The 25,742-nt window shown below is 73.7% G+C and carries 30 protein-coding genes and 1 riboswitch; of the genes, 19 read left to right on the forward strand and 11 right to left on the reverse strand.

Annotated elements, in window-relative coordinates:
• Window positions 1-95 precede the first annotated feature (95 nt).
• A complete protein-coding gene (locus ACQ614_RS30985; protein WP_431682244.1) occupies window positions 96-965 on the reverse strand; it encodes a universal stress protein in 870 nt (289 codons plus the stop codon).
• A gap of 282 nt (window positions 966-1,247) precedes the next feature.
• On the opposite strand from ACQ614_RS30985, the gene ACQ614_RS30990 reads away from it, so the two are divergent.
• Window positions 1,248-1,457, forward strand: coding sequence for a hypothetical protein (locus tag ACQ614_RS30990; protein ID WP_431682246.1), 210 nt, complete (start codon window positions 1,248-1,250; stop codon window positions 1,455-1,457).
• A 96-nt stretch (window positions 1,458-1,553) separates the two neighbouring features.
• Here ACQ614_RS30990 and ACQ614_RS30995 read toward each other — a convergent pair whose 3' ends face one another.
• Window positions 1,554-2,384, reverse strand: a complete 831-nt coding sequence (locus ACQ614_RS30995) for an alpha/beta fold hydrolase (protein ID WP_431682247.1) — start codon at window positions 2,382-2,384, stop codon at window positions 1,554-1,556.
• A 140-nt stretch (window positions 2,385-2,524) separates the two neighbouring features.
• Between ACQ614_RS30995 and ACQ614_RS31000 the strand changes: the two genes are divergently transcribed.
• Both ACQ614_RS31000 and ACQ614_RS31005 read left to right on the forward strand, forming a co-directional pair.
• Window positions 2,525-2,947, forward strand: a complete 423-nt coding sequence (locus tag ACQ614_RS31000) for a MarR family winged helix-turn-helix transcriptional regulator (RefSeq protein ID WP_431684070.1) — start codon at window positions 2,525-2,527, stop codon at window positions 2,945-2,947.
• 250 nt (window positions 2,948-3,197) lie between these two features.
• Window positions 3,198-3,908: a hypothetical protein gene (locus ACQ614_RS31005; RefSeq protein WP_431682248.1), complete on the forward strand. Its 711-nt coding sequence runs from the start codon at window positions 3,198-3,200 to the stop codon at window positions 3,906-3,908.
• 95 nt (window positions 3,909-4,003) lie between these two features.
• On the opposite strand, the gene ACQ614_RS31010 is transcribed toward ACQ614_RS31005, so the two are convergent.
• Window positions 4,004-4,639, reverse strand: a complete 636-nt coding sequence (locus tag ACQ614_RS31010) for an MSMEG_1061 family FMN-dependent PPOX-type flavoprotein (RefSeq protein ID WP_431684071.1) — start codon at window positions 4,637-4,639, stop codon at window positions 4,004-4,006.
• 136 nt (window positions 4,640-4,775) lie between these two features.
• Window positions 4,776-5,444, reverse strand: a complete 669-nt coding sequence (locus tag ACQ614_RS31015) for an ATP-binding protein (protein ID WP_431682250.1) — start codon at window positions 5,442-5,444, stop codon at window positions 4,776-4,778.
• Window positions 5,445-5,570: 126 nt separating this feature from the next.
• Between ACQ614_RS31015 and ACQ614_RS31020 the strand changes: the two genes are divergently transcribed.
• Genes ACQ614_RS31020 through ACQ614_RS31030 form a run of 3 tightly spaced genes read left to right on the forward strand, consistent with a single transcriptional unit; the run spans window position 5,571 to window position 7,248 of the window.
• Window positions 5,571-6,401: a helix-turn-helix domain-containing protein gene (locus ACQ614_RS31020; RefSeq protein ID WP_431682251.1), complete on the forward strand. Its 831-nt coding sequence runs from the start codon at window positions 5,571-5,573 to the stop codon at window positions 6,399-6,401.
• On the forward strand, window positions 6,398-6,607 hold the full coding sequence (locus ACQ614_RS31025; protein ID WP_431682252.1) for a DUF397 domain-containing protein: 210 nt from the start codon (window positions 6,398-6,400) through the stop codon (window positions 6,605-6,607). The genes ACQ614_RS31020 and ACQ614_RS31025 overlap by 4 nt, the downstream gene beginning before the upstream one ends.
• Window positions 6,604-7,248, forward strand: a complete 645-nt coding sequence (locus ACQ614_RS31030; RefSeq protein ID WP_431682253.1) for an HAD family hydrolase — start codon at window positions 6,604-6,606, stop codon at window positions 7,246-7,248. Before ACQ614_RS31025 ends, ACQ614_RS31030 begins: the two co-directional genes overlap by 4 nt.
• Here ACQ614_RS31030 and ACQ614_RS31035 read toward each other — a convergent pair.
• The 3 genes from ACQ614_RS31035 to ACQ614_RS31045 form a co-directional block, all read right to left on the reverse strand.
• Window positions 7,224-7,793, reverse strand: coding sequence for a dihydrofolate reductase family protein (locus tag ACQ614_RS31035; protein ID WP_431682254.1), 570 nt, complete (start codon window positions 7,791-7,793; stop codon window positions 7,224-7,226). The two genes, ACQ614_RS31030 and ACQ614_RS31035, sit on opposite strands and share 25 nt — an antisense overlap.
• 103 nt (window positions 7,794-7,896) lie before the next feature.
• A complete protein-coding gene (cutA, locus tag ACQ614_RS31040; protein WP_431682256.1) occupies window positions 7,897-8,220 on the reverse strand; it encodes a divalent-cation tolerance protein CutA in 324 nt (107 codons plus the stop codon).
• Between the two features lie 79 nt (window positions 8,221-8,299).
• Window positions 8,300-9,358, reverse strand: a complete 1,059-nt coding sequence (locus ACQ614_RS31045) for a M4 family metallopeptidase (RefSeq protein WP_431682258.1) — start codon at window positions 9,356-9,358, stop codon at window positions 8,300-8,302.
• A 316-nt stretch (window positions 9,359-9,674) separates the two neighbouring features.
• Window positions 9,675-9,802, forward strand: a riboswitch (FMN riboswitch).
• Window positions 9,803-9,963: 161 nt separating this feature from the next.
• Here ACQ614_RS31045 and ACQ614_RS31050 point away from each other — a divergent pair.
• From ACQ614_RS31050 to ACQ614_RS31090, 9 genes are all read left to right on the forward strand, one after another.
• Window positions 9,964-10,626 carry a riboflavin synthase gene (locus ACQ614_RS31050; protein WP_431682259.1) on the forward strand — a complete coding sequence of 221 codons (663 nt, stop codon included), beginning with the start codon at window positions 9,964-9,966 and terminating at the stop codon, window positions 10,624-10,626.
• A 56-nt stretch (window positions 10,627-10,682) separates the two neighbouring features.
• On the forward strand, window positions 10,683-11,270 hold the full coding sequence (locus ACQ614_RS31055) for a nicotinamide mononucleotide transporter family protein (RefSeq protein WP_431684072.1): 588 nt from the start codon (window positions 10,683-10,685) through the stop codon (window positions 11,268-11,270).
• Entirely contained in the window at window positions 11,267-12,526 is a 1,260-nt protein-coding gene (locus ACQ614_RS31060; RefSeq protein ID WP_359982968.1) for a bifunctional 3,4-dihydroxy-2-butanone-4-phosphate synthase/GTP cyclohydrolase II, read from the forward strand. The genes ACQ614_RS31055 and ACQ614_RS31060 overlap by 4 nt, the downstream gene beginning before the upstream one ends.
• A gap of 68 nt (window positions 12,527-12,594) precedes the next feature.
• Window positions 12,595-13,080 carry a 6,7-dimethyl-8-ribityllumazine synthase gene (ribH, locus tag ACQ614_RS31065; protein WP_431682260.1) on the forward strand — a complete coding sequence of 162 codons (486 nt, stop codon included), beginning with the start codon at window positions 12,595-12,597 and terminating at the stop codon, window positions 13,078-13,080.
• A gap of 82 nt (window positions 13,081-13,162) precedes the next feature.
• Window positions 13,163-13,435 carry a phosphoribosyl-ATP diphosphatase gene (locus ACQ614_RS31070; protein ID WP_263102331.1) on the forward strand — a complete coding sequence of 91 codons (273 nt, stop codon included), beginning with the start codon at window positions 13,163-13,165 and terminating at the stop codon, window positions 13,433-13,435.
• A 46-nt stretch (window positions 13,436-13,481) separates the two neighbouring features.
• Complete coding sequence (hisG, locus tag ACQ614_RS31075; RefSeq protein WP_431682261.1) at window positions 13,482-14,330, forward strand: ATP phosphoribosyltransferase; 849 nt, start codon at window positions 13,482-13,484, stop codon at window positions 14,328-14,330.
• 58 nt (window positions 14,331-14,388) lie between these two features.
• Window positions 14,389-14,835, forward strand: a complete 447-nt coding sequence (locus ACQ614_RS31080; RefSeq protein ID WP_431682262.1) for a PH domain-containing protein — start codon at window positions 14,389-14,391, stop codon at window positions 14,833-14,835.
• Window positions 14,836-15,021: 186 nt separating this feature from the next.
• On the forward strand, window positions 15,022-16,374 hold the full coding sequence (locus ACQ614_RS31085; protein WP_431682263.1) for a hemolysin family protein: 1,353 nt from the start codon (window positions 15,022-15,024) through the stop codon (window positions 16,372-16,374).
• On the forward strand, window positions 16,371-17,411 hold the full coding sequence (locus ACQ614_RS31090; RefSeq protein ID WP_431682264.1) for a hemolysin family protein: 1,041 nt from the start codon (window positions 16,371-16,373) through the stop codon (window positions 17,409-17,411). Before ACQ614_RS31085 ends, ACQ614_RS31090 begins: the two co-directional genes overlap by 4 nt.
• A gap of 30 nt (window positions 17,412-17,441) precedes the next feature.
• Here ACQ614_RS31090 and ACQ614_RS31095 read toward each other — a convergent pair whose 3' ends face one another.
• From ACQ614_RS31095 to ACQ614_RS31110, 4 genes are all read right to left on the reverse strand, one after another.
• Window positions 17,442-18,128 (reverse strand): DUF1275 family protein, encoded by a 687-nt coding sequence (locus tag ACQ614_RS31095; protein WP_431682265.1) that lies wholly within the window; start codon window positions 18,126-18,128, stop codon window positions 17,442-17,444.
• A gap of 100 nt (window positions 18,129-18,228) precedes the next feature.
• Window positions 18,229-20,157 (reverse strand): AAA family ATPase, encoded by a 1,929-nt coding sequence (locus tag ACQ614_RS31100; protein ID WP_431684073.1) that lies wholly within the window; start codon window positions 20,155-20,157, stop codon window positions 18,229-18,231.
• A 389-nt stretch (window positions 20,158-20,546) separates the two neighbouring features.
• Window positions 20,547-21,134 carry a uridine kinase family protein gene (locus ACQ614_RS31105; protein WP_431682266.1) on the reverse strand — a complete coding sequence of 196 codons (588 nt, stop codon included), beginning with the start codon at window positions 21,132-21,134 and terminating at the stop codon, window positions 20,547-20,549.
• Window positions 21,135-21,374: 240 nt separating this feature from the next.
• On the reverse strand, window positions 21,375-21,788 hold the full coding sequence (locus ACQ614_RS31110) for a hypothetical protein (protein WP_431682268.1): 414 nt from the start codon (window positions 21,786-21,788) through the stop codon (window positions 21,375-21,377).
• A 263-nt stretch (window positions 21,789-22,051) separates the two neighbouring features.
• Here ACQ614_RS31110 and ACQ614_RS31115 point away from each other — a divergent pair, with 263 nt between their 5' ends.
• The 4 genes from ACQ614_RS31115 to ACQ614_RS31130 all read left to right on the forward strand — a co-directional run bounded on the left by ACQ614_RS31115 (window position 22,052) and on the right by ACQ614_RS31130 (window position 25,706).
• Window positions 22,052-22,492 carry an Lrp/AsnC family transcriptional regulator gene (locus tag ACQ614_RS31115; RefSeq protein ID WP_363492453.1) on the forward strand — a complete coding sequence of 147 codons (441 nt, stop codon included), beginning with the start codon at window positions 22,052-22,054 and terminating at the stop codon, window positions 22,490-22,492.
• 30 nt (window positions 22,493-22,522) lie between these two features.
• Window positions 22,523-24,136, forward strand: a complete 1,614-nt coding sequence (locus ACQ614_RS31120) for an amidohydrolase (RefSeq protein WP_431682270.1) — start codon at window positions 22,523-22,525, stop codon at window positions 24,134-24,136.
• 136 nt (window positions 24,137-24,272) lie between these two features.
• Entirely contained in the window at window positions 24,273-24,866 is a 594-nt protein-coding gene (locus tag ACQ614_RS31125; protein ID WP_363492450.1) for a TetR/AcrR family transcriptional regulator, read from the forward strand.
• A gap of 36 nt (window positions 24,867-24,902) precedes the next feature.
• The gene (locus ACQ614_RS31130) at window positions 24,903-25,706 is read left to right on the forward strand and encodes a phosphatase PAP2 family protein (protein ID WP_431682272.1); all 804 of its coding nucleotides are present in this window, start codon (window positions 24,903-24,905) and stop codon (window positions 25,704-25,706) included.
• Window positions 25,707-25,742: the final 36 nt, after the last annotated feature.

Raw genomic sequence — 25,742 nt, forward strand, 5'->3', positions numbered from 1 at the left:
GTTGACCGCCGAGTAGCAGGCTTTGACGAGGCTGGGGTCGTGGGTCTCGATGAGCTGGGGGAGGGCGAAGCGGTCCTGCAGTCGCTTGATCCGGTTCACTCGGATTCGGCAGGCACCGTGACGAGTGGGCAGATGGCGCGGCGCAGCAGCCCGTGCGGTACGGAGCCGAGCCGCAGCCCGGTGAAGCCGCCGTGGCCGCGCCGGCCGACGATCAGTGCCAGCGCGTGCTCGGAGGCCTTGGCGAGCTCCTCCACGGGGTGCCCGGTGACCACGTGGTGGGTGACCCGGACGTCCGGGTGGAGGGCGGTGCGCCCGGCAGTGGCCGCGTGGAGCTGCCGCCGGATCTCCTGCAGGGCGGTCTCCTTGTCGATCGGCAGGATGGTGGGCGCGTGCCACACCCAGACGGCATGCAGTTCGGCGCCGCGCCGCTCGGCGGAGTCGAAGGCATGGTCGATGGCGGCCGCGGAGCCGCCGCTGCCGTCGACGCCGACCACCAGGAAAGGCGGGTCCTGGGTGGTGTGCTCCGTTTCGCGGATGACCACGACCGGACAGGTGGCCTGGGCGGTGACCGGCACGGTGACCGAGTAGGTGCTCAGAATCTCCTCGATCCGGGAGAGCCCGCGCGAGCCCAGCACGATCATCTCGGCGTTGGCGGCACGGCGGCACAGCACCTGTCCGGGCTGGCCGTCGGCGAGGACGACGCTGACGTCGAGCCCCGAGTACCGCTCCTCGATCGCCAGTCGGGCCTCGCCGAGTGCAGCCTCGCCGGCCTCGTGGAGGGCCACCCGGTACTGGCCCTCGTCGAAGCCGCGCACGTCCCGACCGGTCGGCGGGACCGCGTGCACCAACCGCAGCGGCAGGCCCCGGCGGACGGCCTCGTCGGCGGCCCAGGCGAGCGCCGGTGAGGCGGGGTCGTCCGCGTCGACGCCGACCACGATCGGGCGGCTTCCGACGGGTGACGTCATGGCTCCTCCAGGGGTGCCCCGAGCAGGAACTTCGGCGGGCGGCCCGGCGCCTGGCCCTGCCGTGCGGCGTGCCGACATGCGGCGACGGGAAGGGGCTACCCGCTTCTCGCGGATCCTGATTGCGCGGTGCACGGTTTTGGCCGCTACCCCGCGTCTTCCTGGGGCCCTTCCCGTCCCTTCCAGGACACCACCACCTCAGGGATTGCGCACGCCGCCACGCCCTGTCACCGCCGATCGGTCACGCCCTGTCACCGGCGAACGGGCAGCGGCTAGCCTGTGGGCATGGACGAGGAGCCGATGGGCCGGGGCAACCCCGCGGAGGCCGGCCGCGTCGCGGAGGGCAACCGCCCTGCCGAGGCCGGCCGCGCCGCGGATGAGCAGGGCGGGGAGCCGGCCTGCCTGCTGGCGATGCTCTGCCCGTCCTGCGATGCGGTGCTGGAGGCCCGGCGACCTGAGCAGTGCCCGCGCTGCGGTGCCGACCTGCGCGAATAGGGCAGCCGACCTGCGCGAACAGGGCGGCACCCGACCTGCGCCCGCGGACCCTTGATCGAGCGCACACCCGGCCAGGCCGGTCCCCGGCCCGCCCGGTTACTGCTCGTCGGTCCCGAGCTCCTGCAGGAACTCCTCGACGGCCCGGAGGAATGCCCCCGGCTGATCCATGTTGGGGAAGTGGGCGGCGTTCTCGAGGGTCGTGACCCGGCCGTCGGGGACGGCGCGGGCCAGGTTCTCCGCGACGGCGATGAGATCGGGCGAATCCAGGGCGCCGTTCAGGGCCAGCACCGGGACGGTGATCTCCTTGGCCCGCGCCGCCGTGTCGGGCACGGCCACAGTGTGGTCCTGCTCGTCCGCGGTGTGCTTGGAGAGGGTGCGCCAGGCCATCGCCTTCACCCGGCGTACGACGTCCGGGGCGACGTCCTCGATGGCGCGGTGCGGTCCGGCCGCGATGAGCGCGAAGCCGTCCACCCAGCCGGGGATGTCGCCGGCAGCCATCGACGCGGCCTTGGCCGCCTCCAGCTCCAGCAGCCAGGGGTCGTGGAACTCGGGCAGTCCGGTGCCGCCGCCGCTGACCACCACGGCGCTCACCAGGTCGGGGTGCTCCAGGGCGGTGTCGACCGCGATGTTCGCCCCCATCGACACGCCGACCAGGACGGCCGGTCCGGTGCCGAGGTGGCGGAGCAGGTCGGCGAGGTCGTCGGTCTGCCGGAAGGGCTTGCTCGCATTGGCGGACCAGCCGTGGCCGCGGGCGTCCGGCGTGATCACGCGGTGGTGGCGGGCGAGGGCGGGCACCAGCTCGTCGAACATCGTGCGGTCGGTCAAGCCGGCGTGCAGCAGGACGACCGGTCGGCCGGTGCCGGTCTCGCGGTAGGCGAGGAGACCGTCGGCAGAAGCAAAGGTGGTGATACCCGAGGCGTCATTCATGACAACTAAGGTGCCATATTCTTCGAGATGTGACAACTGAGTTGTCATCTTCCGCTGTGAGATGGCACCCGAGGTGTCATCATGGCCGCGTGACCGAAACCGAAGCCCCGCTGCCGCCCGACGACCTCGGCCCCCGACTCATGGAGGTCTTCGCCCTGGTGGGCCCGCTCTACCGGCGGGTGCAGCGCAAGGTCGAACAGGACGCGCCGCTCCAGGGACTCTCCGTCGGCGTGCGCGCCGTCCTCGAGCTGCTCCGTGAGCACGGCCCGATGACCGTCCCGCAGATGGGCCGCGCCCAGGCGCTCAGCCGCCAGTTCGTCCAGCGCATGGTCAACGACGCCGCAGCCCGGCAGCTCGTCGAGACCATCCCCAACCCGGCGCACCAGCGTTCCTCGCTGATCCGGCTGACCGACGAGGGCAACGCCGCCATCACCGCGGTCACCGACCGCGAGCACGCCCTGCTGCGCCAGATCGGCGGCGACCTCACCGACGCGGACGTGGCGACCTGCGTCAAGGTGCTCGCCCGGATGCTCGAACTCTTCGACGACGTCGACGTCAACTGACCGTTGCACCGCACCGCACCGCACCCCACCGCCCGGTCCCGTCGGGCACCCCACCAGCACCCCACCACCCAGCACCGCGCCCCACCACCCAGCACCGCACCCCACCACCCAGCACCGCGCCCCACCACCCAGCACCGCGCCCCACCACCCAGCACCGCGCCGCGCCGCACCGCCCGGCACGGAAAACCGCTGGCTGCCGGGGCACCGGGCGCTCTAGCGTGCCCCGGATGCACAACGAAGAGGGGGAGCGATGACGATCCATCTGGTCGGCGGCGGCCGGGACGAGAAGTGGTACGCCGAGCTGTACGGGCCGTTCCTGGCCGAGGCCGGGCCGAACCCGGAGGTGGCCTGCCTGCTGTTCGACGAGGGGGACGTGCCGGAGCAGTTCGAGCGCTGGTCGGCCGCGCTCGGTGCGGCCGCGCCCTGCCGGCCGCGCGCCGTGCCCGTGCTGCCCGGCGCTGTTTTCGACCCTGCCGCGCTGGACGGCGCGGACGCCGTGTTCGTCGGTGGCGGGCTCACGCCCGAGTACGCGGCTGCCCTGGCCGGACCGCTCGGCCGCCGGCTCGCCGAACAGCCGCTGCCCTATGCGGGCTTCTCGGCCGGTGCCGCGATCGCGTCGCAGCGTGCAGTGGTCGGCGGCTGGCTGTCCGACGGGGTGCCGGTCTGCCCGGAGGAGACCGCGGAGGACCTGGAGGAGATCGAGGTCCGCGACGGGATCGGGCTGCTGGTGCCGGCGGTCGACGTCCACGCCGCCCAGTGGGGCACCCTCGGCCGACTGGTCGAGGCGGTCGCCCGCGGCTCGGTGCCGTACGGCCTGGCGATCGACGAGAACACCGCCATCGCCGTGGACGGCACGACGGCACAGGTGCGCGGCGCCGGCCGAGTCCACGTAGTCCGCCCGGCCGCGGACGGCGGCGCCGAGGTGCGCTCCTACCGGGCCGGGGCCGAACTGCCTATGTGACCGCACCGCCGCACCCGGCGGCACACCACAGTGGGCCCCGCCGCACGCCACCGTGCGAGCCCCCGGCAGCACACCGCCGCCGGGGGCCGGCGGGCTCACTCGTAGCGGTAGAGCAGTGCCTCCCGCTCCGCCTGCTCGATCTGCTCGATCGTCAGCTCCGGGTCCTGCAGGTGGGAGAGGGTGACCTGGGCGGAGGTCGGCTGGGCGTCCTTGGCGAGCCACTGTTCCGGCTTCCAGGCGAAGCCGCGCAGGAAGGCCTTGGGGCAGTGCCCGTACACCTCCTCCACCTCGACCACGATCGCGCTCCGCGGCGGCTTGCCCACCGCCGTCAGCTGCGCGAGCAGCCGCTGGTCGGTGGAGATGCAGGCGCGGCCGTTGACCCGCAGGGTGGTGTCCCGGCCGGGCACCACGAACAGCAGGCCGACCCGCCCGGTCTCGATGATGTTCTGCAAGCTGTCCAGGCGCTTGTTGCCGGTGGCGTCCGGGACGGCGAGCGTCCGCTCGTCCAGCACTGCCACGAACCCGGCCGGGCCGCCGCGCGGCGACACGTCGCACCGGCCGTCGGTGCCCGTGCTCGCCACCATCACCAGCGACGAGCAGCCGATCAACTGCCGTGCCACGTCGTGAATCCGGTCCACCTGCTTGCGGCGGGCGTGGTCGCCGGGCTGCTCGTACACCTCGCGCAGCTCGGACACCTCCCGGAGGGCGGCGGACTGCAGGGCGTCGAAGATGCGGCCGGACGCCGCGGGTTGTGTGATCACATGGTGGAAATCTAGCCGAGCACCGGCCGCCGGGGAACGACAATTTCCGCCCACGCCCGCCGCCGCACGGGCGAGAGGGGCCGGGCCCAGCCCGCAGGCCGGACGGTCAGCCGGCGATGCCGAGCGGGGCGACCAGCGCCCACACGGTTCTGCCCGGCCGGCCCACCCGGGGGCGCCATCCCCAGGACACGGCAAGGGCGTTGACGATCTCCAGGCCCCGCCCGCCCTCCGGGAACTCCTCGGAGATCCGGGACGCACCGCCCGGCCCGCGCCAGCCGTCCTGCCCGTGCTCACCGCCCGGCCCGCGCCCGCCATCCCTCCCGCGCCAGCCGTCCTGCCCGTGCCAGCCGCCCGGTACGGCCCCGCCGCCCGGGTCGGAGACCTCCACCTGCAGCCCCGGCGGCCCGTACCGGACGCGGATGTGCACCCGTCCGCCGGCGCGGCCGTGGGCGTGCACGACGGCGTTGGTGGCGAGTTCGGACAGCACCAGGCAGCCGCTGTCGGTGAAGTGCGCGGCGGTGTCCGCGTCCCAGGGCTCCCAGACCGTCATCAGGTCGCGCAGCCGCCTCCGCGCCTCGCGGACCGACGCCCGCTGCGCGGGAATCCAGAAGTCGTACCGCCCGCCGAAGCTGTCCCAACCATCAGGGCCGTCCGGGCCGTCCCAACCATCAGGGTCGTCCGGGCCGTCCGGGCCGTCCGCGCAGCGGGCGTCGGGCGTACTGCCGGTGGCCGGCGGCGGCCGGTCGGCCGGCGGACGGGCCGGGACGTCGTGCATGCAAGAGCTCCATCAGGTCACGGACCGGCGCGATCTGCGCAGTCCGTCACAAGAATCAACGGCCGGGGATACGCTCGGTAGTGCTCGGCGCTCAACAGTGGGCGCTGTAGGCCGGGGGAGACGCAGTTGGCTTCGACACGTGACCTGGACCCCTCGTCGTCCGTGCTCGGCTTCTTCGGGTCGGAGCTCCGCCGCTTGCGCGAGGCCTCCGGGCTGACGCAGGAACGGCTCGGCGAGGTCATCAACTACACGGGCTCCCTGGTGGGCCTGATCGAGACGGCCAGGCGCAAGCCGTCCCTCGAGTTCACCGAGCGCTGCGACGCGGCACTGGGTACGGACGGCGCCCTGGCGCGGATCTGGCCGCTGCTGAACCGTGCCGTGTTCCCGCCGTGGTTCCGCGGGTTCGTCGAGCTGGAGGCGACGGCCACCTCCATCCGCAAGTACCAGGCCCAGACCGTGCCCGGCCTGCTGCAGACCGAGGACTACGCGCGGGCGCTGCTGCGCAAGGGGCTGGTCGGCGAGAGCGAGGAGCGGGTCGAGGAGGGGGTGGCCGCGCGGCTCGGGCGGCAGGCCATCCTCGACGGCCCGGACCGCCCGTACCTGTGGGTGGTCCTGGACGAGGCGGTCCTGCGCCGCCCGGTGGGCGGGCCGGAGGTGATGAGGCAGCAGATGGTCCGGTTGCTGGAGTGCGCGCAGCACCCGCGGGTGGTCGTCCAGGTGCTGCCCTTCGCGAGCGGGGAGCACACTTCGGTGGAGGGCCCGCTGACCCTGCTGTCGTTCGCCGAGGGGCCCGACGTCGCCTATGTCGAAGGTCCGAACTTCGGCCAGGTCATCGAGAATTCGAGCGATCTGGCGCTCTGTGTCTTGGCGTACGATCACCTCCAGGCCGACGCCCTGCCGCCGAGCGCGTCACTGGCCGTGATCGAAGCGGCGGTCGAGAAGGGGTACGAGGCGTGAGCAACACACCCGATCTGTCGGCCGCGATCTGGCGGAAGTCGAGCTTCAGCGGCGGTACGGGCGGCGACTGCGTCGAGGTCGCCGGCGGTCTCGGCGGCGTCGTCCCCGTCCGGGACAGCAAGGACCCGTCCGGGCCTGCGCTGGTGTTCAGCGCCGAGGCCTGGCGGGCGTTCCTCGACGGGGTCAGATCGGGCGACTTCGAGTGACGTCCTTCGACGCCGTCCTGTGCGACCTGGACGGGGTGGTCCGCTTCTTCGACCACGCCGAGGTCGCCCGCCTGGAACGCGCCGCCGGACTTTCCGAGGGCAGTACCGCCGGTACCGCCTTCGCCCCCGGCGTTCTCACGCCCCTCGTCCTCGGCCGGCTCACCCGCCCGCAGTGGCGGGACGCCATCGCCGCCGGACTCGCCGACCGTGTCCTGCCGGAGGAGGCCCGCGCCCTGGCCGCAGCGTTCTCCGACTCACCGGTCTCGGTGGACGCCGAGGTCGTCGGCCTGCTCCGTGCCGCGCGCAGCAGCGGCCCGGTTCTGATCGTCACCAATGCCACCGTCTGGCTGGACGAGGACCTCGCCCGGCAGGGCCTCACCGGCCTCGCCGACGCCGTGGTGAACAGCTCCGAGGTCGGTGCCGCCAAGCCGGACCGCCGGATCTACGAGGCCGCCGCCGCCCGGGCCGGAGTCCCGCCCGGGCGCTGCCTCTTCGTCGACGACAGCGCGGCGAACGTCGATGCCGCGACCGCCCTCGGCATGACCGGCCTGCACTACCGCACCCCGGCCGACCTGCGGGCCGTCCTGGGGGCCGTCGGCCGACCTTCCGGCCGGGCTCAGGAGGCCTCGGGGCGCCCGTAGTGCAGCAGGACGACGCCGTTGCCGAAGGTGTGGGTTCCGATGAGGTGCAGCGGGCGGTCCGCCGCGGCGGGCGGGAAGAGCGCCTTGCCCTCGCCGATCAGGACGGGGTGGACGTAGACCCGGTACTCGTCGACCAGGTCGTGCTTCAGGAAGGATGCGGCGAGGTCCGCGCCGCCGAGCGCGAGGTCCCCGCCCGGTGCGGCCTTGAGCGCCTCGACCTCCGCAGGTACGACGTTCCGCACGATCGTGGTGTTCCAGTCGGCCGCCTTGAGGGTCCGCGAGTAGACGATCTTCGGCTTGTCCCGCCAGATGCCCGCGAACTCGGCCACCGGGCCGGCATTGTCGGGGTCGGCGTCCGCGGTGGGCCAGAAGTCGGCCATCAGCTCGTACACGACCCGGCCGTGGAGGAAACCGCCCATCTCCCCGAGCACGTCGTTCATGTGCTGGTGGAGTTCGTCGTCGACCCGGTGCCAGTCGATCCGCCGGCCGGGCCCCTCGATGTACCCGTCGAGGGACACCGACATCATCAGGACGATCTTCCGCATGGTGCACTCCCGGCTCCGGACGTCCGTCGCCCCCATGCTGGCACAGCACCGGCCGGCCCCGGCCGAAGGAGCCGACGGCGTGTCAGGGCGCGGACGGCCGGCCTCAGCGGGCGGTCTCCGCGGCCACCCAGGCCAGGTACGCGTCCGAGCCGGCCACCACGGGTACGGCGACCACCTCGGGCGTCTCGTAGCCGTGGTGCTCGCGGACGAAGGCCGTCAGCCGGTCGGCGAGCTCCGCCCGGGTCTTGAAGTCGATCCGCCACTCGGGCCCCGACTGCACCTCGCCGTCCCACCAGTACACCGAAGCCACCGGGTACACCTGCGCGCAGGCGGCCAACCGCTCCCGCACCACCAGCCCGGCCAGCTCCCGGGCCTTCTCCTCGGCATCATGGGTCGTCGTCACCACCAGGACGTCACCGCTCGTCATATTGACGAGCCTAGGGCCCTCGGGCGCCCCGTCGGGAACGCCCGAGGGCCCCGTCCGGAACACCCGAGGGCCCTACCGGTCAGAGGCCGGGGATCTGCCGGGCCGCGAAGGCCTGCCGCACCGTGTCCGCAGCCCCCGCGCCGTACATCCGGCGGGCGGTGTCCACGGTCGCCAGGGCGGCCGCGGAGAAGGAGGTGTCGGGGGCGAAGGAGAACTGGGCGTTCACGATGATCCGGTCCGCGGTGCGGGCGCCGAGCGCCTTGCGGATGTCGTACAGCGCCTGCGACCAGATCTCGCCGTCGGCGTGCACCTCGCCGACCTTGTCGCCGTACACCTTGCCGGTGTCCAGGCGCCGCAGGCAGTGCACCGGGCCGGCGGTGTAACCGGTGGAGTCCCAGTCCGCCACGCACGCCTCCGGGGCGAGCGAGACCCAGCCGTACTTGGCGTCGGCCGCGGCTCCCACCGCCACCGCCAGGTAGTCGCCGAACGCCTCGCCGATGGCCCCCGCCTCCGGGGAGGTGCCGAAGCCGGGCACCTGGGCCTCGTGCACGGCGTGCCCGTACTCGTGGACGATCACCTCGGCGTCCTCGGCGTCGTCCACGCCGCCCTTGCCGAAGCGGATCTCGTCCTTCTTGTCGGTGAAGAAGGAGTTGTCCGAGCCCCACTGGTTTATCCGCACCGGCTGCGCCCGGTCGTTGGCGCCGGGCAGTTCGCTGCCGAAGCCCAGGCTCTGCAGGTACTCCTGCGCCTCGTTGACCCAGAAGTACGCCATCACCTGCTCGAACTGGTCGGCGTCCCGGGTGTAGCGGAAGTCGCCCGAGGCGGAGGAGGCGGGCGTGCCGGTCTCCGAGCGGACGACCGCCCAGCGGCCGGACAGACGGCCGCTGCCGTCCAGGTTCCGCAGTGCCACCGTGGCGTAGGCCGAGGCCGGGACGGCCGTGGCGGCGTCCTTGCCGTCGGTCAGGCTCTCGTCGCCGGTGGACTGCACCGGGTTGACCATGAAGACCTGGCCCACCGGGCCGGCAGAGGCGGCCGGAGCGGTCTTCGCGGCCGCGGGTACGGCGCCGAGGCCGGCGGCGGTGGCGATCGCGGCGGCGGTGGCCACCGCGAGTCGGGGTGTGCGGGCGGAACGGGGCACGGTTCCTCCAGAACGGGGTGAGGGTTGTGGCGGGATCATTCCGTACGGTCGCACCGATGACCAGAGGCGAGAACGTCCGGACTTTCCGGCACCCGGCCGCAAACCTTGCGGCTGCGGGCCGTGCCGGCCGCATTCCCTCCGCCGCCCCGGCGGCCGGGGCCTCCTGACGGTCCGACAGCCGCGCGGGGAGCGGGCCCGGCCGGCCGGGCGGTCTATTCCCGTGACCGGGTGGTCGCCGAGTGAAACAGACCACAGTCCCACCCCCTGCTGCGACGCGGCCGATCATGGCAGAATGACGGCAGAAGTAGTGACGTTCAGCGCACTCCGGGGTCGGTGAAAATCCGAACCGGCGGTTACAGTCCGCGACCCGTCCGCAGCCAGCGGCCGGTTGACCAGGTGAAATTCCTGGACCGACGGTTAAAGTCCGGATGGGAGGCGTGCGCGGCGGACGAGCAGTTCCACGTCCCGGCGACGGGTCGTGGTGAGTGTGCAGGAGAGCTCTCTTCGGCGACGGCGCCGGAGGCGGGTTCCCTCCTCGCCGTGCTGTCCGCGTCATCTCCCATGCCGCCCCGGAGTCCGCGCCCCTAAGCGCGAGGAGAACCCGGGTGTTCACCGGCATCATCGAAGAGCTCGGCGAGGTCGTCTCCATCGAGGAGATCGGCGACTCCTCGCGTATCCGCCTGCGCGGCCCGGTGGTCTGTTCCGGTGCGAAGCACGGCGACTCCATCGCGGTGAACGGCGTCTGCCTGACCGTGGTCGACAGCCCCGAGGAACTGGCCGCCGAAACCGGCGAGTTCAGCGCCGACGTGATGGCCGAGACGCTGCACCGCTCCAGCCTCGGCGCCCTGGAGCCCGGCTCGAGGGTCAACCTGGAGCGGGCCATGGCCCTCGGCGCCCGGCTCGGCGGACACCTCGTCCAGGGCCACGTCGACGCCACCGGCGAGCTGCTCTCCCGCGCCCCCGGCGACCTCGACGCCGACGGCAACCCCCGCTGGGAGGTGCTGCGCTTCTCGCTGCCGCAGTCCATCACCCGGTACCTGGTCGAGAAGGGCTCGATCACCGTCGACGGCGTCAGCCTGACCGTCGTCGACGCCGCCCTCGACTCCTTCAGCGTCTCGCTGATCCCCGCCACCCTCGAACTGACCACCCTCGGCGCCAAGGCCGTCGGCGACCCGGTCAACCTCGAGGTGGACGTCCTCGCCAAGTACGTCGAGCGGCTGCTCGACACCCGCACCCTGCCCGAACACCTCGCCAAGGACGCCTCGTGACCGCGCTGACCTCAGTCGCCTTCACCGCGTTCGGCGAGCAGGTGAAGTGGGCCGACATGATCGGCAACCTGCTCGGCCTGACCGCCCTCGCCCTCGGCTGGCGCCGCTCGGTGCTCAGCTGGCCCGTCCAGCTGCTCTCCGGCGCCGTGCTCGTCGCCGCCTACCTCGGCGGCCACGTGCCCGGTCTGATCGGCAAGCAGCTCATCGTGATCGTCGCCGCCGCCTGGGGCTGGACCCAGTGGCAGCGCGGCCGCCGCGACACCGGCGAGATCGCCGTCCGCTTCGCCTCCTGGGCCGAGCGCGCCGCCCTTGCGGCCGCCACCGCCGCCGGCACCGTCGGCCTCGCCCTGCTCTTCCGGGCCTACCCCGACCTCTCCTGGAGCCCCTGGTCGGACGCCTACATCTTCGTCGGCACGCTCGCCGCGATGTACGCCCAGGCCCGTGGCTGGATCGAGTTCTGGTTCGCCTGGATCGCCGTCGACATCGTCGGCGTCCCCCTCGCCTTCAACAGCGGCTACGCCTTCTCCGGCCTCACCTACAGCATCTACTTCGTGCTGGTTCTGCTCGGCCTGCGCGCCTGGTGGCTGAGCACCCGTACGGCCCGTCCCTCGACCGCCAACGTCCCGCAGGGAGTCACGGCATGACCATCCAGCACCCCGACGAGCTCGCCCTCGACCCGGTCGAGCGCGCCATCGCCGACATCGCCCTCGGCCGCGCCGTGATCGTGGTCGACGACGAGGACCGCGAGAACGAGGGCGACATCGTCTTCGCCGCCTCCGCCGCGACCCCCGAACTCCTCGCCTTCACCATCCGCTACAGCTCCGGCGTCATCTGCGCCCCGATGACCGGCGAGGAGCTCGACCGGCTCAAGCTGCCCCCGATGACCGCCGTCAACGAGGACCGCAAGGGCACCGCCTACAGCATCTCCGTCGACGCCCGGGACGGCGTGGACACCGGCATCTCCGCCGCCGACCGCGCCCGCACCATCCGGCTGCTGTCATCGACCGGCACCGAGGCCGCCGACCTCACCCGCCCCGGCCACGTCTTCCCGCTGCGCGCCGTCGACGGCGGCGTGCTGGTGCGGCCCGGCCACACCGAGGCCGCCGTCGACCTGGCCCGGCTCGCCGGCCTCACCCCGGCCGGCGCCATCGCCGAGGTCGTCAACGACGACGGCACCATGGCCCGGCTGCCCGAACTCGTCGCCTTCGCCCGCGAGCACGGCCTCGCGATCATCTCCATCGAGGACCTGATCGCCTACCGCCGCCGCACCGAACTGCACGTCGACCGGGCCGCCGTCACCGCCCTGCCCACCGAGTACGGCGACTTCACCGCCGTCGGCTACAAGGGCACCATCGACGGCGTCGAGCACCTCGCGCTGGTCGCCGGCGGCCTCGACGCCGACGGCCGCCTCCCCGAGGGCGAGGACGTCCTCGTCCGGCTGCACTCCGAGTGCCTCACCGGCGACGTCCTCGGCTCGCTGCGCTGCGACTGCGGCCCCCAGCTGCAGGCCTCGCTGCGCCAGGTCGCCGAGGCCGGCCGCGGCGTCGTCCTCTACCTGCGCGGGCACGAGGGCCGCGGCATCGGCCTCAGCCACAAGCTGCGCGCCTACGAGCTGCAGGAGCAGGGCCGCGACACCGTCGACGCCAACCTCGACCTCGGCCTGCCGGCGGACGCCCGCGACTACTCGATCGGCGCGCAGATGCTCGCCGACCTCGGCGTCCGCTCGCTCACCCTGCTGACCAACAACCCGCACAAGCAGAACGCGCTCACCGAGCACGGCCTCAAGGTGAAGGGCCGGCTACCCGTCGAGGTCCGGGTCGGCGAGCACAACGAGCGCTACCTGCGCACCAAGCGGGACCGGATGGGCCACGACCTGCCGTGGCTCGACGCCGACTCCTGACCCACCCGCACCACCACCAGCACAGCCTTCGCACACCAGCACAGCCTTCGAGACAGAGGAAGTACGACGTGAGCGGCCACGGAGCCCCCGAGCTGACCATCAAGAACTGCGCCGACCTGCGGGTCGCGGTGATCGCCGCGCAGTGGCACGACCAGGTGATGAACGGCCTGCTGGACGGTGCCCACCGCGCCCTCAAGGAGCTCGGCATCGAGGAGCCGACCGTGCTGCGGGTGCCCGGCACCTTCGAGCTGCCGGTCGCCGCCAAGCAGCTCGCCGGCCGCGGCTACGACGCCGTCGTCGCCCTCGGCGTGGTCATCCGCGGCGGCACCCCGCACTTCGACTACGTCTGCCAGGCCGCCACCCTGGGCCTGACCCAGGTCGCCGTGGACACCGGCGTCCCGGTCGGCTTCGGCGTGCTGACCTGCGACAACGAGCAGCAGGCGCTGGACCGCGCCGGCCTGCCGGACTCGGCCGAGGACAAGGGCCACGAGGCGGTCACCGCCGCCGTCGCCACCGCGGTGGCGCTGCGCGGCGCCGGCGAGCCCCGGCGGTAGGCGGGGGATTGTCCCACCGGACTGTCCACGGTCCGGAACTGTTTACCGTCGGTCAGCCCGCACCCCGTATGGTGAGCTCATCATGGCTTCGAAGACATTCGAGGAGCTCTTCGCCGAGCTCCAGCAGAAGGCCGCCGACGGCGACCCCTCGTCCTCCCGCACCGCGCAGCTCGTCCAGCAGGGCGTCCATGCGATCGGCAAGAAGGTCGTCGAGGAGGCCGCCGAGGTGTGGATGGCCGCCGAGTTCCAGTCGGACGAGCAGACGGCCGAGGAGATCTCCCAGCTCCTCTACCACCTTCAGGTGATGATGATCGCCCGCGGGCTGACGCTCGACGACGTGTACGCCCACCTCTGACCGCACCGTGTCAGCCACCCCTCCCACAGCGAAGGACTCATTCCCCATGCTCCGCATCGCCGTTCCCAACAAGGGTTCTCTCTCGGGTCCCGCGGCGGAGATGCTGCATGAGGCCGGCTACCGCCAGCGCAAGGACCCGAAGGAACTCGTGCTGGTCGACCCGGAGAACCAGGTCGAGTTCTTCTTCCTGCGGCCGCGGGACATCGCCGTCTACGTCGGCTCCGGCCGGCTCGACGTCGGCATCACCGGCCGCGACCTGCTGCTCGACTCCGGCGCGGACGCCGAGGAGGTGCTCGCCCTCGGCTTCGGCGGCTCCACCTTCCGCTTCGCCCGCCCGCTCGGCGTCGAGGTCGAGGACGTGCAGGGCCTGGAGGGCATGCGGATCGCCACCTCCTACACCGGCCTGGTCGAGCAGCACCTGGCCGAGCGCGGCGTCAAGGCGACGGTCACCAAGCTGGACGGCGCGGTCGAGACGGCCGTCCAGCTCGGTGTGGCCGACGTCATCGCGGACGTCGTCGAGACCGGCACCAGCCTGCGCAACGCCGGCCTGGAGGTCTTCGGCGACCCGATCCTGGTGTCCGACTCGGTGGTGATCCGCCCCAAGGGCTCCGGCGAGGACCCGGCCGTCGAGCAGTTCCTGCGCCGCCTCCAGGGCGTCCTGGTGGCCCGCCGGTACGTGCTGATGGACTACGACATCCGCGCCGAGCGGGTCGGCGACGCCGTCGCCCTCACCCCCGGCCTGGAGTCGCCGACCGTCTCCCCGCTGCACACCGAGGGCTGGGTCGCCGTCCGCGCCATGGTCCTCCGCAAGGAGGCCCAGCGGATCATGGACGACCTCTGGGGGATCGGCGCCCGCGCCATCCTGGTCACCAACATCCACGCCTGCCGCCTCTGACCGAACCACCCCAGGGCGGGGGCCGGCCGGCCCCCGCCCCGCGCACTGGAGTCACCCGTTGTCCACCCCCGCCGCCGCCCTGCCGGTGACCTGGGCGCCACGCCGCACCCGCCTCGTGCTGCTGCCGCTCTGCGCCGTGCTGGTGATCGTCTTCACCGTCCTCGCCTTCATCCTCCCGGCGAACTGGCACGCCAACGACCGCGCCATGATGGTGGTCAGCGGGCTGCTCTTCGCCGCGGTCGGCCTGATGCTCGCCCGGCCCCGGGTCAGCGCGGACGAGAACGGCGTCACGGTGGTCAACTTCGTCCGCAGCCGCCGCCTCGCCTGGGCCGAGATCGTCCGGGTCAACCTGCGGGCCGGCGACCCCTGGGTCGTCCTCGACCTCGCCGACGGCACCTCGCTCGCCGCGGTCGGCATCCAGCCCGCCGGCGGCCGCGAGCAGGCGATCACCGCCGCCCGGACCCTGCGCGACCTCGTCGACGCACGCGGAACGGCGCGTCGCTGAGGCCCGCCGGGGTAAGATCCCTACGCTCGTTCGGTATCGTCTAGGCTGGTGACGGCTGGTAAAGCCGGGGCAAAAGTGCCCGCCGCCCCCCGAACGACCTGAGGAGTGACACTCCCCGTCCATGGACGATCCGTCCGGTAGTACCTGCGCCGCCTGGTATCCGACCTCCGGAAAGCAGACGGCCCGATGATCACCGCTTGGCTGCTGCTGTTCGCGGCCTTCCTGCTCATCCTCGCGAACGGCCTCTTCGTGGCCGCCGAGTTCGCCTTCGTGACCGTCGAGCGCGGCAGCGTCGAACGCGCCGCCAAGGCCGGCGACCGCCGCGCACAGAACCTCTCCAAGGCCCTGCGGCACCTCTCGTTCCAGCTCTCCGGAGCCCAGCTCGGCATCACCATCACCTCGCTGGTGGTCGGTATGCTCGCCGAGCCGGCGCTCTCCGTGATCCTCTCCCCGGTGTTCACCGCCGTCGGCCTGTCCGACGCGGCCGCCCGCGGCGCCGCCGTGGTGATCGGCATGATCGGCGCCACCGTGCTGCAGATGGTCATCGGCGAGCTCGTCCCCAAGAACTGGGCGATCTCCCGGCCGCTCCAGGTCGCGTACGCCGTCGTCGGCCCGCAGCGCACCTTCTCCGCCGCCTGCCGCCCGCTGATCAGCTTCCTGAACGGCTCCGCCGACCGGATGGTCCGCGCCCTCGGCATCGAGCCGCAGGAGGAGCTCGGCCACGCCCGCACCCCGGCCGAACTCGTCGCCCTGGCCCGGCACTCCGCCCGCGAGGGCGCCATAGACCAGCAGTCCGCGACACTGTTCGTCCGCACCTTCGGCCTCGGCCGGCTCACCGCGGAGAGCGTCATGACGCCGCGCGTCGACGTCGTCGCCCTGCAGCACGACGCCACCGCCGCCGACGTCGTCAACCTCGTCCGCGCCACCGGCCTTTCCCGCTTCCCGGTGTACGTGCACAGCCTGGACGAGGTCACCGGCACCGTCACCCTCAAGGACGCGCTCGGCGTGCCCGAGGACCGCCGCGCGCACACCCGCGTCGCGCACCTCGCCTCCGCTCCGCTGCTCGTCCCCGAGACCCTGCCCGCCGAACAGCTCCTCGAGCGCCTCCGCCGCCAGCAGCCGATGGCCATCGTCGTCGACGAGTACGGCGGCACCGCCGGCGTGGTCACCGTCGAGGACATCGTCGAGGAGATCGTCGGCGAGGTGCAGGACGAGCACGACCCCGCCGACCTGCCCGACCTGCGGCCCATGCCGCCCGAGTACGGCCTGCCCGTCTGGGAGGCCGACGGCCTCACCCGGACCGGGCAGCTCGAGGCCATCGGCCTGCAGGCCCCCGAAGGCCCCTACGAGACCCTCGGCGGCCTGCTCGCCGACCTGCTCGGCAAGCTGCCCGCCGTCGGCGACACCGCCGACCTGCCCGGCTGGCGCTTCACCGTCCTCGCCGTCGACCGCCACCGCACCGGCCGGGTCCGCATCCAGCGGATCGACCGCGACCTCGCGGGCGACGACACCGACACGGACGGGAGGAAGGGCCGATGACCGCGCTCCAACTGGCCGCAGCCGTCCTCCTGCTGCTCGGCAACGCCTTCTTCGTCGGCGCCGAGTTCGCCGTCATCTCGGTGCGCCGCAGCCAGATCGAACCGCTCGCCGACGCCGGCAACCGGCGCGCCCGCACCGTGATGCACGCGCTGTCCAACGTCTCCGCGATGCTCGCCGCAGCCCAGCTCGGCATCACCGTCTGCTCGCTGGGCCTCGGTGCCCTCGCCGAGCCGACCATCGCCCACCTGCTGCACGACCCCTTCCACGCGGTCGGCGTGCCCGAGTCGCTGATGCACCCGCTCAGCTACGCCGTCTCGCTCGCCGTCGTGGTCTTCCTGCACATGGTGGTCGGCGAGATGGTGCCCAAGAACATCGCCCTCGCCGGCCCGGAGAAGGCCGCGCTCTGGCTCGGCCCGCCGCTCGACCGCCTGGCCCGGATCCTGCGCCCCTTCATCGCCTTCCTGAACTCCTTCGCCAACGGCGTCCTGCGGCTGTTCAAGGTCGACGCCAAGGACGAGGTCGAGTCCGTCTTCAACAGTGAGCAACTGCTGCACCTGCTCGCCGACTCGGCCGACGCCGGCCTCCTCGACGAGCGCCGCCAGGAGCGCCTGGAGGACGCCCTGGAGCTCGGCGAGCGGCCGGTCACCGAGGTCCTGCTGCAGCCCGACCAGCTGGTCACCGTGCCGCTCGGCGTCACCCCGCGCGAGATCGAGCGGCTCGCCGTCCGCACCGGCTTCTCGCGCTTCCCGGTGGTCGACGCCGGCGGCACCGTCCTCGGCTACCTGCACGTCAAGGACGTGCTCGACGCGGACGACCCGGACGCGCCGATGCCCGAGCGGCTGCGCCGCCCGATCACCGTCGTGCGGGCCGGGCTGCCGCTGGACGACGCCCTCGGCGCGATGCGCCGGGCCGCCGCCCACCTGGCCGCCGTGGTCGACGCCGACGGGCGCCAGCTCGGCCTGGTCGCCCTGGAGGACGTCCTCGAGGAGCTCGTCGGCGAGGTCCACGACCCGGACCACCGCAGCGCCGCACTGTAGCGGCCGCACTCCGGTCCGCAGGCCCCGCGCTCACCGCGCGGGGCCTGCGGTCTTCCGGCTGCCGAACACGGCGAACACGGCGGCGGAGGCGAGCTCCACGGCCGCGGCGGCCGCCAGCGGCACCGCCGGACCGGCCCGCAGCAGCAGGGCGCCGAGCGCCGCCCCGCCGCACATCACGACCACCGCGGCGGCCTCCCGCTCGCGCGAGTCCATCTCGGCGTGCACCCGCAGCAGGCCGGTCAGCCCGCGGGTGAGCACGGTGGTCGGCAGGTCCGGGGCGGCGATCCGCAGCGCGATGGCGTTCCGCCAGCCCATCGCCAGGGCCAGCACGCCCAGCACCGCCAGCGCCCGGCCCGAGGGCAGATCCTGCTGCTTCTCCACACCGATGGCGGCCACCGCACCGACCGCCAGCAGCATCCCGACCCCGGCCACCGCGACCGGTGTCCACAGCTTGCCGCGCTGCCGCACCAGCCCGTCGTTGATCAGGTGTCCGAGCAGTGCACCCAGGGAGAACGCGGCCAGGCCCAACCCCGCGCCGGCCACCGACACGTGAGCACCGCCCAGCCCGAAGCCCAGGAAGAGGATGTTGCCGGTCATCACCGCGGTGTACACGTGCCCGAGGCCCAGGAAGCTCGCGGCCTCGACCATGCCGGTGACCGCGGTCAGCAGCAGCAGCGCCACGGTCTGCGGGGCGGGGCGCCGGGTCGTCGCGAGCACCCTTGTTGGTACCAGGCGGGCCGCGCGCAACACCGGCGACGGGCCGCCCGCTCGGGGCGGCTCACCGGAACGGCTCAGCCGGCGCCGCGGGGGGAGGGGCTCAGCCGGTGCGGCCGTCGATGAGCTCGCCGTACGCCTGCAGCAGGTCCGGCAGGCGGAGCGTCGCCAGGTCCTCCCGGCTGGGGAGGTCGCGGTGGGCGCTGAGCCGCAGATCGCGGTACGCGCAGGACTTCTCGTACAGGGTGCGGATGAACCGGCCGTTGCCGAGCTCGTCTATCCAGCCCTCGGTGACCACGTGCCCGCAGATCGAGGCGAGCTCCTCGGCGGCGTCCTCGTCCCAGCCGTCGCCGCCCGCCAGCGCCAGGGTGCGGCCGATCTCGGTGAGCTCGACCGGACGGTAGCTGGGGAAGTCCACCCGGGTGGTGAAGCGGGAGTTGAGCCCGGGGTTGGCCGCCAGCAGCCGGTTCATGCCCTCCGGGTAACCGGCCAGGATCACCACCAGCCGGTCCCGGTTGTCCTCTGCCCGCTTCAGCAGCACCTGCAGCGCCTCGTCGCCGTACGCGTCGCCCTTGCTGTACCCGGAGTTGGACAGGCTGTACGCCTCGTCGATGAACAGCACCCCGTCCAGCGCCGAGTCGATCAGCTCGTTCGCCTTCACCGCCGTCTGGCCGAGGAACTCGCCGACCAGGTCCGCCCGCTGGGCCTCGACCAGGTGGTCGCCGGAGAGCAGGCCCAGCGCGTGGAAGACCTGGCCGAGAATCCGGGCGACGGTCGTCTTGCCGGTGCCGGACGGCCCCGAGAACACGAAGTGCCGTTTCGGCGGCTGCACCGGCAGCCCCCGCTCCGCCCGCAGCCGGGACATCCGCAGCTGCGCCGACAGCGCCCGCACCTGCCGCTTCACCGGCTCCAGGCCGACCATCCGCTCCAGCTCGGACAGCGCCGCGTCCAGCTCCTGCTGCAGGCTCAGCCCGGCCGCGGAGACGGCCGGCGCCTGCCCGGCGGCGGCCTCGGCCTCGCCGGGCGTGCGCGGGGGAGCGGCGGACAGGCCCTCACCGCCGCCCGAGCGCTCCGCCACCGGCTCGGCCGGCGGAGCGGACGCCCCGGACAGCCCGGCCGGCGCCGGCCGGCCCGCAGGCTCGGCGAGGTCCGACAGATCACCCAGGTCCACGAAACCGGGCAGGTCGGGGCCGTCGGACAGCTCCCCGAAACCGGACGGCAGGGCCGGCGGCAGCATCTCCGGGGCGGTCTCCAGCACGTCCAGCGGGTCCAGGGCGTCGGGGCCGTCCACCGGCTCCACCCCGTCCAGCAGGCCGTCCAGCACCCCGTCCTCGGCGGTGATCGCGGCGAGCCGGGCCGCGGTGTCCATGAACGCCGGGTCCGCCCGGTGCACCGCCCGGTACAGGGGGAGCGCGGCGGCGCTGCGCCCGGCGCCCTCGTAGGCGCGCGCCAGCCAGTAGCGCAGCTCCTTGCGCTGCGGCTGCTCGGAGCGGCAGCGGGCCAGCGAGGCGGCCAGCGGCGTCTGGGCCTGCGCGCACATGTCGAGCCTGACTCTGGCCATGCCGCCGAACAGCCCGGCCTCGATGCCCAGCAGCGGGTCGTCCAGCAGCCGGTCGGTGTCCCGGATCAGCTGCTCCCAGTCCTTGACCAGGTAGGAGCGGCAGGCGTGCAGGAAGCGCACCGACGGGTCCTGGTCGGCGGGCGGGCAGTCGGCGAGCGCCCGGTCGAGCTCGGCGAGGTGGCGGCCGTCCAGCCAGTGCGAGGCGTGGGCGAGGGCCAGGTCGCGGGCGTCCTCCAGTACGGGCTGCACCCACCAGCCCAGCCAGTACCAGGAGCTGAGCGGACGCCGGTGGCGCAGCCGCTGCTCGCCGAACCGGTCGCGGTGGCGGTGCATGGCCAGCAGGGCGCCGGAGGTGTCGCAGCGCAGGGCGTGCAGGCCGAGCCAGGCGTCGGCCATGCCCGGGTCCAGCCGGACCGCCGTACGGAACTCCTCCTCGGCGCGGGCGTAGGAGCCCGCCGCGTAGGCGTCCATCGCGCGCAGCCATGCGCGGTCGGCCTGCCTGTGCGGTCCTGTGCCGCCGGAACCGTTGCCGCTGTCCACCGTCACCCCACGCCCCCCGCAGTGTGCATCGAGGCCCGGTCGGCCGACGGATCGCCGGACGGACCTTCCGTCAGTTCGCGCAGCCCCCGGGGCGCATGCGCGCCTGCCTGGAATCGTACCGGGGCGGGGCTGATCCGGAAGGGTGCCGCGCCGGGTCAAATATCCGTGGCAGCGCGGGCGTTGGGGGAGGGCGGCACCGCCGCGAACGCAGAACGGCATCTCCGGCTCACGGGGGAACAAGCCGGAGATGCCGTGTCTGAAGGTTGCGAGATCAACTAATCTCGCGACGCCTTGAACTTAAGACCTGGCAACACCCCAGGTCAAGAGGGGGATGGATGCTCACCGTGGGTGCAACGGACGATCCTCCCGGTGATCCCGTCGACCGCCAGATCGGCGTGCGGCCGACTCGGATCGGCCGCGAAATGCGCCCGCTCCGCCCTGATCCAGCCCTGCCAGAACGCGGCCAGCTCCGGTCCGTCCCGCAGCAGCCCGCGGGCGTTGGCCGATGCCGCGTCAAGGTCCATCCACAGCAGCTGGGCGAGGACCGGGCGCACCGCGCGCCGCCCCGCGCCCACCCCCTCCACCAGCACCACCGGCGCGGCCGGCACCGCGCGCACCTCGCCGAAGCGGCGCAGCGTCCAGTCGTACACCTCGTACGCGCCGTCCTCGCCCCGCGCGAGCGGGGCGAGCACCTGGTCGTGCAGCCGGCCGGCCCAGCCGAAGGGCTCCTCGTGGGTGGCCAGGTCGTCCAGGTGCACCACCGGCGCGTCGCCGAGTTCGGCCGCCAGCCGATCGGCGAAGGTGGTCTTGCCCGAGCCCGCGTGCCCGTCCACCGCGACCAGCCGGACCGGCCCCAGGGACGGCGGCAGTGCCGCCAGCCGGGTCGCGAGATCACCGAGTTCCGTCATGCCGCCAGCGTACGGCGGCGCACCACCCGCGACGGAACACCTCGGCCGGGCACCCGCACTGCCGCCCGGGCCGTGGTCGGCGACCCGCCCGACCTGCGGGCCTGCCTGAGGCGTCAACCGGCCCGGGGAGCGGATCACCCGCGCGTGCAGCTGCGGTCGAGCGGCAGGTGCACCACCGGGGGCGAGGGAAGATGCGCGCCGGGCGTGGAGCCCGGCGCCGGGGAAGCGTTCGCCGGGCGGTCAGCGCCGGTGGGAACGCGAGCGCTGCGCGGGAATCCGCGCGGGGCCGTCGCCGGGAGCCCCGGCGTGCGAGAACGGCTGGGTGCGCCAGTCGAGTTCGGCGGGCAGGGTGAGCAGGGCGGCGAGGCCGGCGTCGGCGTCGTCGGCCGGCTCGTCGCACTCGGCGAGCTCGTCGGTCGGCACGCCGCTGCCCGGGCAGAGCGCCGCGGAGAAGGGGTGCCAGGCGGTCGGCAGCACGGCGTGCTGCGGCAGCCGCTCCTCGTCGCCGATCAGGGCGATCGGGCGGTCGCAGGACGGGCAGTGCACCCGGACGATCTCCCAGGTGTCGGCCTCGCCCGGGTCCGCGCCCAGGGTGTACTCGAACTCGGTGCGTTCCTCGTCCTCGCTGCGCGGACGGTGGTCAGTAACAGACATGTGATCCCCCTCGGATCGGACCGGGCCTACGTCGGACCCGGCCACCAGCAGCACTTCCCGCCGACAGGGGGTCATAACCCTGCAGAGCGGCGCACGGTGATGCACGGCCTGTGGCCTTCGCCACATTCCGGTGGCATGTGCCCGCCAAGCCGCCTCCGTGCGCCCTTGACCCGCCCGCCGCACGTCCCGGGCGCACCCGCGCCCGGAAGCGCCCCCGATGCGGTGGCGACGCGCACTCGCACCATCGAGTAGGTTTGCGCGTTGTGGAGGATCTCGACCAGCGCATCGTCCAGCTGCTGCTCCAGGACGGCCGGATGAGCTACACCGACCTGGGCAAGGCCACCGGCCTGTCCACCTCGGCGGTGCACCAGCGGGTGCGCCGCCTCGAGCAGCGCGGGGTGATCCGCGGCTACACCGCGATCATCAACCCGGAGGCCGTCGACCTGGCGCTCACCGCCTTCATCTCGGTCAAGCCCTTCGACCCCAGCGCCCCCGACGACACCCCCGAGCGCCTCGTCGGCCTCCCCGAGATCGAGGCCTGCCACAGCGTCGCCGGCGACGAGAACTACATCCTCAAGGTCCGCGTCGGCGCCCCCGGCGACCTCGAGGACCTCCTCGCCCGCATCCGCTCCGCCGCCGGCGTCTCCACCCGCACCACCGTCGTCCTGTCCACCCCGTACGAGGCGCGACCCCCGAAGCTCTGACCGGGCGCCCCCGGGGTGCAGACTGACCCCATGACCGAACGCACCCTCCGGACCGTCCTGCTGCGCGGCGGCAACGTCTACAGCCCCGCCGACCCCTTCGCGACCGCCATGCTGGTCGAGGGCGAACACATCGCCTGGGTCGGCAGCGACGGAGCCGCCGAGGCGTACGCCGACACCGCCGACGAGGTGGTCGAGCTCGACGGTGCCCTGGTCACCCCCGCCTTCGTCGACGCCCACGTGCACGCCACCTCCACCGGCCTCGCGCTGACCGGCCTCGACCTCACCGGCTGCCCCACCCTCGCCGAGGCCCTGGAACGCGTCGCCGAGGCCGCCCGCGCCACCGACGGCGTCCTCATCGGCCACGGCTGGGACGAGAGCGGCTGGCCCGAGGGCCGCCCGCCGACGCTCGCCGAACTCGACGCCGCCACCGCCGGCACCCCCGCCTACCTCTCCCGCACCGACGTGCACTCGGCGCTCGCCTCCACCGCCCTGCGCGCCCTCGCCGCCGGACTCGCCGACCTCCCCGGCTTCGACGCCGACGGCCCGCTCAGCCGCGACGCCCACCACGCCGTCCGCCGCACCGCCCTCGCCCACCTGACCGCCGCTCAGCGCCGCGCCGCCCAGCAGGCCGCCCTCGCCCGCGCCGCCGCCCTCGGCATCGGCGCGCTGCACGAGTGCGCCGGCCCCGACATCTCCTCCGAGGACGACCTCGCCGAACTCCTCGCCCTCGCCGCCGAGGGCAACGGCCCCGAGGTCTTCGGCTACTGGGGCGAGCTCGGAGCCGTCGACACCGCCCGCCGCCTCGGCGCGGTCGGCGCCGGCGGCGACCTGTTCGTCGACGGCGCGCTCGGCTCCCGCACCGCCTGCCTGCACGCCCCCTACCGGGACGCCGGCACCGCCGAGGCCCCCGTCCACGGCACCGCCTACCTGACGGCCGACCAGATCGCCGACCACGTCGCCGCCTGCACCGAGGCCGGCCTGCAGGCCGGCTTCCACGCCATCGGCGACGCCGCGGTCGACGCCGTCGTGGCGGGCGTCCGCGCGGCCGCCGACCGGGTCGGCATCGACCGGGTCCGGGCCCTGCGGCACCGGGTCGAACACGCCGAGCACCTGGACGACAAGTCCATCGCCGCCTTCGCCGAACTCGGCCTCACCGCCTCCGTCCAGCCCGCCTTCGACGCCGCCTGGGGCGGACCGGACGGCATGTACGTCCAGCGGCTCGGCGCGGAGCGGGCCGCCGCACTCAACCCCTTCGCGGCGATGCTCCGCGCCGGCGTCCCGCTGGCCTTCGGCTCCGACGCCCCCGTCACCCCGCTCGACCCGTGGGGCACCGTCCGCGCCGCCGCCTTCCACCGCACCCCGGAGCACCGGATCTCCGTCCGCGCCGCCTTCACCGCCCACACCCGGGGCGGCTGGCGGGCCCTCGGCCGCGACGCGGACGGCGTCCTGGTGCCCGGCGCCGTCGCCAGCTACGCCGTCTGGGACACCGACGAACTGGTCGTCCAGGCCCCCGACTCCCGCGTCGCCGGCTGGTCCACCGACCCCCGCTCCGGCACCCCCGGCCTCCCCGACCTCACCCCCGGCCACCCCCTCCCCACCTGCCTCCGCACCGTCGTCCGCGGCCGCACCGTCCACCGGGCCTGACAGGCGCACCCCACACACGGGGCCACCCCCAACGGGCGCGCGGGGGTGGCCCCGGCGGGACCGGGCCTGTTCGCAGGCGTAGGGTGTGAACGGGTACGAAACCGTTTCGTTCCCTCTCGTTCGCCGGGAGGCCGCCGTGACATCGGACGCCGAGCCGCGAGCGCGCCGCAGCCGCCTCACCGAGGAGCGCGAGCACGAGCTGTACGAGGCCGTGATCGAGATGCTCCGCGAGGTCGGGTACGACGCGCTGACCATGGACGCCATCGCCGCCCGCACCCGCGCCAGCAAAGCCACCCTCTACCGCCAGTGGAACGGCAAGCCCGAGCTGGTCGCGGCAGCCCTCCGCAGCGGCCGCCCCATCACCGCCGCCGACATCGACACCGGCACCCTCCGCGGTGACCTCCGCGAACTCCTCCGCCTGCGCTGCGCGACCTCGCTCCGCGACGCCGCCCTGATGCGCGCCCTGGGCCAGGCGATGCACAAGGACCCGGAACTGCTCCGCGCCTTCCGCAGCCTCGTGGTCGAGCCCGAGACCGCCGCCCTCGGCGCCATGCTCGACCGCGGTGTCCGCCGCGGCGAACTCGCCCCGGACTGCCCGGCCGCGCCCTTCGTCCCGCACATGGTGCTCGGCGCACTCTCCGCCCGCCCCCTGCTGGAGGGCGTCGAGGCCGACCCGGAGTACCTCGCCCACTACGTCGACGCCGTGGTCCTGCCCGCCCTCGGCCTCTGACCCCGCCTCCCGGACCGCACCTCCCACAGGACGGACATGCCACCCAACACCTCGACCGAGCCGGTGCCGCCCGCCGGGCGCCGGCTCCGCCCCCACCCGCTGCGCGAACTCCTCCTCATAGCCGCGCTCTACACCGTCTACCGGCTCGGCCGGATCGCCGCGGAGGGCCACGTCCCCCGGGCGTTCGGCAATGCCGCCGACGTCTGGAGTCTGGAGCGCACCCTGCACCTGCCCGGCGAGGGCGACATCCAGCGGGTCCTGCTCCACAGCGACCTGCTGGTGCACGCCGCCAACGCCTTCTACGCCACCGTGCACTTCCCGGCGACCGTGCTCTTCCTGCTCTGGACGTACTGGCGCCGCCCCGGCCACTACGTGTGGATACGCCGCGTCCTGACCGTCCTCACCGGCGCAGGCCTGGCCCTGCACCTGCTGGTGCCGCTCGCCCCGCCGCGGATGCTGGAGGCCACCGGCCTGGTGGACACCGCCCGCGTCTACGGCCCGGCGGTCTACGGCGACCCGGCGACCGACAGCCTCTCCAACCAGTTCGCCGCGATGCCCTCGCTGCACGTCGGCTGGGCCCTCACGGTGGCCGTCGGCCTGATCGCCGCCACCCGCTCCCGCTGGCGCCTGCTGTGGCTGCTGCACCCGGCCGTCACGCTCCTGGTCGTCGTCGGCACCGCCAACCACTACTGGCTGGACGGCATCGTGGCCGCCGCACTGACCGGCGCCGCCCTGCTGCTGCTCCGCCCGCCGACGGCCGCACCGCCGCTGCCGCCGCTGCGCCTGCCCGGCCAGCGCCGCCGCCCCGCGCCCGCGGAAGCCGCTCCCGCCGCGACCTGACCCGCCGCGGCCTGACCCCGCCGTCGCCCTGCCGCG

It is taken from the genome of Kitasatospora dryopteridis (genome assembly GCF_050749075.1).
GTDB lineage: Bacteria > Actinomycetota > Actinomycetes > Streptomycetales > Streptomycetaceae > Kitasatospora.